Origin of the sequence: Actinosynnema sp. NPDC059335 (assembly GCF_042752395.1) — a bacterium.
GTDB lineage: Bacteria > Actinomycetota > Actinomycetes > Mycobacteriales > Pseudonocardiaceae > Actinosynnema.
Genome location: NZ_JBHYXZ010000218.1, coordinates 1 through 6,668 on the forward strand (window position 1 = coordinate 1; position 6,668 = coordinate 6,668).

Consider the following 6,668-nt stretch of genomic DNA (forward strand, 5'->3'; position numbering starts at 1 on the left):
GCTGGCGTCGTGTCGCCCCAATCGAGGACATCGGCTGCACACTTCCCGAATCGAGGCGGGGTTACGCTATCGGGCTCGCCGGGGACGGCTCGGTGGTCGCCCACGTGCTCGTACTCGACCCCGACGGCGGGCGGTGGATCGGTGCGAGGTGGGACGCCGGGGGACGGTTGACCATGCTGGCGGCGTTGACACCCGGCGAGATGGCCGAACCGCTGGACGTGTCGTGGGACGGTGTGGCGGTGGGCCGTGCCCAGGACGTGAGCGGCAACGTGCGCGGCGTGAAGTGGGACCGGCAGGGCCGGATCACGGATCTGGGCACGTTGCCCGGGGCGAACGCCTCCAGCGCCGTCGCCATCAACCGCCACCACGTCATCGTGGGCTACACCGACGACGACTGGAACGAAGGGCACGCGTTGCGGTGGGGACGCGGCGGTGTCCCCGAAGACCTCGGTCCGCTCCCCGGCGGCACGTTCAGCAAGGCGCTCCACGTCGACGACCGGGGAACCGCGTACGGCATCTCCGGCACGTCGGACGGCGGGATTAGCGTCGTCCGCTGGGACGTCGGAGGTCGAATCACGGAACTGCCGGGTCCGCCCGGCAGCACGTACGGCTGGGTGGTCGGGGCGAACGACCGCGGCTCGGCCGTCGGCATCACCGGTGGCCCGACGATCGGCGAGGTCTCCGTCCGGTGGTCGGGTGAAGGCGGGATGGCCGTGCTGCCGGCCCTGCCCGACGACGCGTACCTGAGGGCCGACCCGATCGCGATCAACGACGAAAGCACGGTGGTCGGCCAGCTCATGCGCCCGGACTTGAGCGTGCGCTGCGTGTACTGGAACCGCGACGGCGAGGTCGAACCGCTGCCGGCCCTCGCCCCGGGCGGCGAGTACTACTGCCAACCGAAGCAGATCAACGCACACGGTGTGGCGATCGGCAACTCGATGCTGATCGTCAACGGAGTCGGCGAGAACCGCGCGGTGCTGTGGCGCGGGGTGAGGTGACGTCGCGGCGCCGATACAGAGGCCGATGCGGTAGACGAAGCGGAGGGCGGTGGCGGTGAAGCGCGCCACGGCCACTGCGGCAACGCCAACCCACGCGAACAGGTGCAACAAGGCAGGCCGAACGACGACCGTTCCGATGCTCCAGCCGACGAAGGTGGCCTGACGGTGTCGTAGTGCCAGTAGGAGGAGACCTGTTCTTGTGCAGGGGTCGTCACCGTGTGCGCAGCCACCAGCGCCACAGTTCGTCGGTTCCCCAGACCACGAGCGGGAACAGCAGGAGCATCGGGAGGTACTGCGGCGGGGGCAGGGTGGTGTCGAACAGCCGGCCCAGTGCGGGCACGCCGAGCAGGAGCGCGACGAAGGCGATTTCGAAGGCGATGCCCCACAGCAGCAGGCGGTTGCTGAACACGCCGATGGAGCGCAGGGAGGCGTGTTGGGTGCGGGCGGCGAAGGCGGTGCCGATCTGGCAGGCCACGATGCCGAGGAAGGTCATGGTGGTGGCCTGCTGCCAGGTGTGGTGCAGGGCGGTGCCGGGGCCGGTGGGCGCGCCGGGGGTCCAGCCGCCGTCGAGCAGGACGAGGAAGTAGCCGGCCAGCACGAGCAGGGCGGACAGGCCGCCGAGCAGTCCCCAGGCGCGGAAGAGCATGGGGCCGTCGATGACGTTGTCGCCGCGCTTGCGCGGTGGGCGGTCCATCAGGCCGGGTTCGGCGGGTTCGCGGCCCAGGGCGAGGGCGGGCAGGGTTTCGGTGCCCAGGTCGATGGCGAGGATCTGGAGCACGGTCAACGGGAGGGGGATGGCGCCGCCGGAGAGGGCGTAGAGCAAGAACGGCACGACCTCGGGGGTGGCGTGGGCGAAGATGTAGAGGATGAACTTGCGGACGTTGTCGTAGACGCGCCTGCCGGCTTGCACGGCGGTGACGATGGTGGCGAAGTTGTCGTCGGTGAGGACCATGGTGGCGGCCTCGCGGGCGACGTCGGTGCCGCTGCGACCCATGGCGACGCCGATGTCGGCGCGGTGCAGGGCGGGTGCGTCGTTGACCCCGTCGCCGGTCATGGCGACCACGTGGCCCTCGGCGCGCAGCGCGTCGGTGACGCGGAGCTTCACCTCGGGGGAGCTGCGGGCGAAGATCAGTTCGTCGTCGCCCGCGAGCAGGTCGTCCAGCTCGGCCTCGCTCATGGCGTCGAGTTCGGCCCCCGTGACGATGGTGGTGCGGCCGTTGGAGATGCCGACCTGGTGCGCGATCTCGGCGGCGGTCAGGCCGTGGTCGCCGGTGATGACGACGAGCCTGATGCCCGCGGTGTGGCAGCGGGCGACGGCGTCGGCGACCTCGGGGCGGGGCGGGTCGAACATGCCCACCAGGCCCAGCAGCACCAGGTCGCGTTCGGCGTCTTCGCGTTCGGCGGGCAGGGGCTCGCCGGGGGCGAGGACGCGGCGGGCGACGGCCAGCAGCCGCAGTCCGTGACCGGCCTTCTCCGCGATCACGGCGGCGAGCCGGTCACGGTGGGCATCGGTCAGCGGCTCCGTGCCGCCGTCGGGGCCGGCGATCGCCGTCGTGCGGGCCAGGACCTCCTCGGGCGCTCCCTTGACGCTGACCACGCGGGCGCCGCCGAGGTCGTCGACGGTGGACATCAGGCGCAGCGCGGGGTCGAAGTGGAACAGCCGCAGCCGCCGGACGTCGCGCCGGGCCGCGGACACGTCCGCGCCGAGTGCGGCGGCGGCCAGGGCGAGGGCGATCTCGGTGGGGTCGCCCTTGGCCGACTCGGGGTCGGCGGGGTCGACGTCGGCGGTGCCGCACACCGCGGCCGACGTCGCCAGCAGGGATGCCGCGCCGCGGGCGGGCGCGGTGAGGTCGACCGCGCCCTGCGGGGTCCACACGTCGGTGACGCGCATCCGGTTGCGGGTCAGGGTTCCGGTCTTGTCGGTGCAGATGACCGTGGTCGAGCCCAGGGTCTCGACCGCGGACAGCCGCTTGACCAGGGCCCCGTTGCGGGCGAGTGCGCGGACTCCCACGGCCAAGGCCAGGGTGATGGTGGGCAGCAGCCCTTCGGGGACGTTGGCCACGAGCAGGCCGATGGCGAACTGCACGGCGTCGGGCAGCGGCAGCCCGGCCGCGAGGGTTCCCAGCGGCAGGAACGCCAGCCCGGCGCCGATCGCGACCGCGGCGATCATCCACGCCACGCGCTTGACCTGCTTCTCCAGTGGGCTCTGGTCGCGGCCGACGCGCTGGGTCAGGGCGGCGATGCGGCCCAGTTCGGTGCGCATGCCGGTGGCGAACACGAGCGCGCGGGCCTGTCCTCCGGTGCAGGTCGTGCCGCTGAACACCATGTCCCGGGCTTCCAGCAGCGGGCCGACGACCCGGTCCGCCCCGGCCGAGCGGAACGCGGGCAGCGACTCCCCGTTCAGCGTCGACAGGTCGACCTCGACCGCGCCGGACAGCAGGCGGGCGTCCGCGGAGATCCGGTCGCCCTCCTCGACCAGCAGCACGTCGCCGGGCACGAGGTCCTTGGCCTCGACGTCGCTGCGCACACCGTCGCGGACGACCTTCGCCATGGGCGGCAGGTAGGCGGCCAGGGTTTCCACCGCCCGTTCGGCCTGCTGCTCCTGGGCGAAGGCCAGAGCGGCGTTGAGGACGATCACCGCGACGATCGCGATGCCCAGCGCGGTCGACCCGGAGGCCAGGGCCAGGGCGGCGGCCAGCCACAGCAGCAGGGCCAGGGGGTGGGTGAACTGCCGCACCAGGGGGCCTGGCCACCCGCGCCGGGCGTGCCTGACGATGACGTTGGGGCCATGGGCCTGCAACCGGCGGGCGGCCTCGCGCGCGGTCAGCCCTTCCGGCCGGGACCGCAGGTCGCGCTGCAACCGGGCGAGGGGCTCCCCGGGGTCCTGGACGACATCACGATCGTCGGTGGTGGTCACCGTTCGATCGTGGTCCCGGGTCGACGCCGGAACGACGGCAGCACGGCACCGTTGTCGCGGCCCCAACGGCCCTTGCGGACCGGGCACAAGGTCCCGGGTCGCGCCCGGGGAGCGCTCCGGCCCGGCGGATCACTCCTCGTCGTTCCTGGTGGGCCTGCGGAGCTTGGTGGCGAGGACGGCGGCCTGGGTGCGGCGTTCGAGGCCGAGTTTGGCCAGGAGGTGGGAGACGTAGTTCTTGACGGTTTTCTCGGCGAGGAACATCTGCTCGGCGATCTGGCGGTTGGTCAGTCCTTGGCCGATGTGGTCGAGCACGGTGCGTTCCTGCTCGGTCAGCGACCGGGTGGGGTCGCCCTGGTCGCGTTCGCGGCGGATGCGGTCCAGCAGCGCGGCGGTGGAGCGGGCGTCGAGCAGTGAGCCGCCGGCGGCGACGGTGCGGACGGCGTTCTGCAGGTCGTGGCCCAGGATGCGCTTGAGGACGAAGCCGGAGGCGCCGGCCATGATGGCGTCGAACAGGGCTTCGTCGTCGGTGAACGAGGTCAGCATCAGGCATTGCAGCTCGGGCATCCGGGACCTCAGTTCGCGGCACAGCTCGATGCCGTTGCCGTCGGGCAGCCGCACGTCCAGCACGGCGACGTCCGCCCCGCTGGCGGGCACCCTGGCCAGGGCCTCGGACACCGACCCGGCCTCGCCCACCACCTCCAGGTCGTCCGCGCTGTTCAGCAGTTCCCTGACCCCGATCCGGACCACCTCGTGGTCGTCCACCAGGAACACACGCGCCACGCCGGTCACCTCTCGCTCGTCTGCCTGTGCCGATCCTCTTGCGGAGGGGTCGTCAGCCGGGGATCCACAACCCTACGAGGCGCTCAAGGTCTTCCGCACCCTCTCGTACTCCTCCGCGTCGATCTCCCCGCGCGCCAGCCGCTCCTCCAGGATGCGCTTCGCCGGATCGCGGCGCCCGCGCAGCGCGAGCGCCACGACCGCCACCGCACCCACGATCAGCAGCACGAGCGAGGCCACCACGAAGACCAGTCCGCCCGCGCCGGGGCCATAGCCGCAGTACCAGTGCATCGCACACCTCCCGTCGTCCGCTCCCAGTAGTCCACGGGAGCGGTACGCGGAACGCGGCCATTGGGCCCTGATCGGTGAGGACCAAGGACCGCTGCCGCGGGTCCGGCGGCTGCCTAGCGTCGGAGGCGACAACGACGAGGAGGTGCGCCGTGCGTGCACTGGACATCATGACCAGCCCGGTCGTCACCGTGACCCGGGACGTGCCGATCCGCGTGGCCGCCGCGCTGATGGTCTCGCACGGCTTCACCGCGCTGCCGGTGGTCGACGCCGACCGACGGCTCGTCGGGATCGTCACCGAGAGCGACATGCTGCGGGGTCGGTACACCGACGACGACTCCGGGGACACACCGGTGAGCGAGGTGCTCACCACTCCGGTCTACGGGATGGACCCGGCCGCGCCGGTCGATGTGCTCGCCCGGGTGATGATCGACGACCGGATCCGCTGCGTGCCCGTCGTGGACGGCGGGCGGCTGGTCGGCGTGGTCACCCGGCGTGACCTGGTGCGGGCACTGGCGCGCACGGACGCGTCCGTCGCGGCCGACGTGCGGGAGCGGCTGGACGCCTACGACCCCGGCGGCCGGTGGTCCGTGGCGGTGCACGACGGCCACGTCGACCTCGGCGCGCCGTTCCCGGACGAGCGGGCAGCCCGGATCGCGGTCGCGCTGACCGAAGCGGTGACCGGCGTCGTGGGCGTGCGCGTCCACGCGGCGGCGGACATGGAGAGGACTTCGTGATGAGTGCCCCGATCGTGGTCGGCGTGGACGGTTCTGCGTCGGCCGTGCGGGCCGCCGAGTGGGCTGCCGCGGAAGCGGTCCGCCACCGCGTGCCCCTCGAACTCGTGCACGCCTTCATGCCGCCGACCCGCGGCTACCCGGAGATCGTGTTGACCGGGCACGAGGTGCGAGAGGCGTTCGAGGGTCAGGGCAGGAGGTGGCTCGCGGAGGCGGCGGACGCCGTGCGGGCCGCGGTGCCGGAGGTGGGGACGTCCCTGGTGGTGGACACGCCCGCCGGGGCGCTCATCTCCGAGTCGCGCCGCGCCGGCCTGGTCGTGGTCGGTTCCCGGGGGCTGGGCGGCTTCTCCGGGCTGCTGGTGGGTTCGGTCGCGGTCGCGGTCTCCGCGCACGGCGAGTGCCCGGTGGTGGTCGTGCGCGAGCCGCGACGGCCGGACGGTCCGGTCGTCGTCGGGGTGGACGGCTCGCCGGCGAGCGAGGAGGCGGTCGGCTTCGCGTTCGAGGAGGCGTCCCGGTGGGACGCGCCGCTGGACGCGGTCATCGCGTGGAACGACTTCCTGGTGGACAGCCCCTACGGCTCCCGCCTGACCGTGGACTGGTCGCAGGTCGAGGACGAGCAACGGCGCGTCCTGGCCGAACGGCTCGCGGGATGGCAGGAGAAGTACCCCGATGTGCGAGTGGACCGCGTGGTCGTGCGCGACCGGCCGGTCCGCGCGCTGCTGCGCGCCGCCGAGAACGCCCGGCTGCTCGTGGTCGGCAGCCGGGGTCACGGCGGCTTCACCGGTATGCTGCTGGGGTCCACCAGCCAGGCCCTGGTGCACCACGCGTCCTGCCCGCTCGCGGTCGTGCGACCCCTGCACGCCAAGCGGTAGGGCACCACCGACCACCCGGCCCGCAGGGCCCCCCCCACACCGACGGGCGGGGTGCGCCGGGGGGGGGTAGGACAGTCGGGCC

The 6,668-nt window shown here is 72.8% G+C and carries 6 protein-coding genes; 3 read left to right on the plus strand and 3 right to left on the minus strand.

The window, feature by feature from the left end; genetic code table 11:
* Positions 1-104 precede the first annotated feature (104 nt).
* Positions 105-998 carry a hypothetical protein gene (locus ACFXGA_RS37285; RefSeq protein ID WP_378096904.1) on the plus strand — a complete coding sequence of 298 codons (894 nt, stop codon included), beginning with the start codon at positions 105-107 and terminating at the stop codon, positions 996-998.
* A gap of 211 nt (positions 999-1,209) precedes the next feature.
* On the opposite strand, the gene ACFXGA_RS37290 is transcribed toward ACFXGA_RS37285, so the two are convergent.
* The 3 genes from ACFXGA_RS37290 to ACFXGA_RS37300 all read right to left on the minus strand — a co-directional run bounded on the left by ACFXGA_RS37290 (position 1,210) and on the right by ACFXGA_RS37300 (position 4,983).
* Complete coding sequence (locus ACFXGA_RS37290) at positions 1,210-3,915, minus strand: cation-translocating P-type ATPase (protein WP_378096906.1); 2,706 nt, start codon at positions 3,913-3,915, stop codon at positions 1,210-1,212.
* Positions 3,916-4,044: 129 nt separating this feature from the next.
* Entirely contained in the window at positions 4,045-4,695 is a 651-nt protein-coding gene (locus ACFXGA_RS37295) for a response regulator (RefSeq protein ID WP_378096909.1), read from the minus strand.
* Between the two features lie 72 nt (positions 4,696-4,767).
* Positions 4,768-4,983, minus strand: a complete 216-nt coding sequence (locus ACFXGA_RS37300; protein WP_378096912.1) for an SHOCT domain-containing protein — start codon at positions 4,981-4,983, stop codon at positions 4,768-4,770.
* 149 nt (positions 4,984-5,132) lie between these two features.
* On the opposite strand from ACFXGA_RS37300, the gene ACFXGA_RS37305 reads away from it, so the two are divergent.
* Both ACFXGA_RS37305 and ACFXGA_RS37310 read left to right on the plus strand, forming a co-directional pair.
* Complete coding sequence (locus tag ACFXGA_RS37305) at positions 5,133-5,717, plus strand: HPP family protein (protein WP_378096915.1); 585 nt, start codon at positions 5,133-5,135, stop codon at positions 5,715-5,717.
* Entirely contained in the window at positions 5,717-6,586 is an 870-nt protein-coding gene (locus tag ACFXGA_RS37310; RefSeq protein WP_378096918.1) for a universal stress protein, read from the plus strand. The genes ACFXGA_RS37305 and ACFXGA_RS37310 overlap by 1 nt, the downstream gene beginning before the upstream one ends.
* Positions 6,587-6,668: the final 82 nt, after the last annotated feature.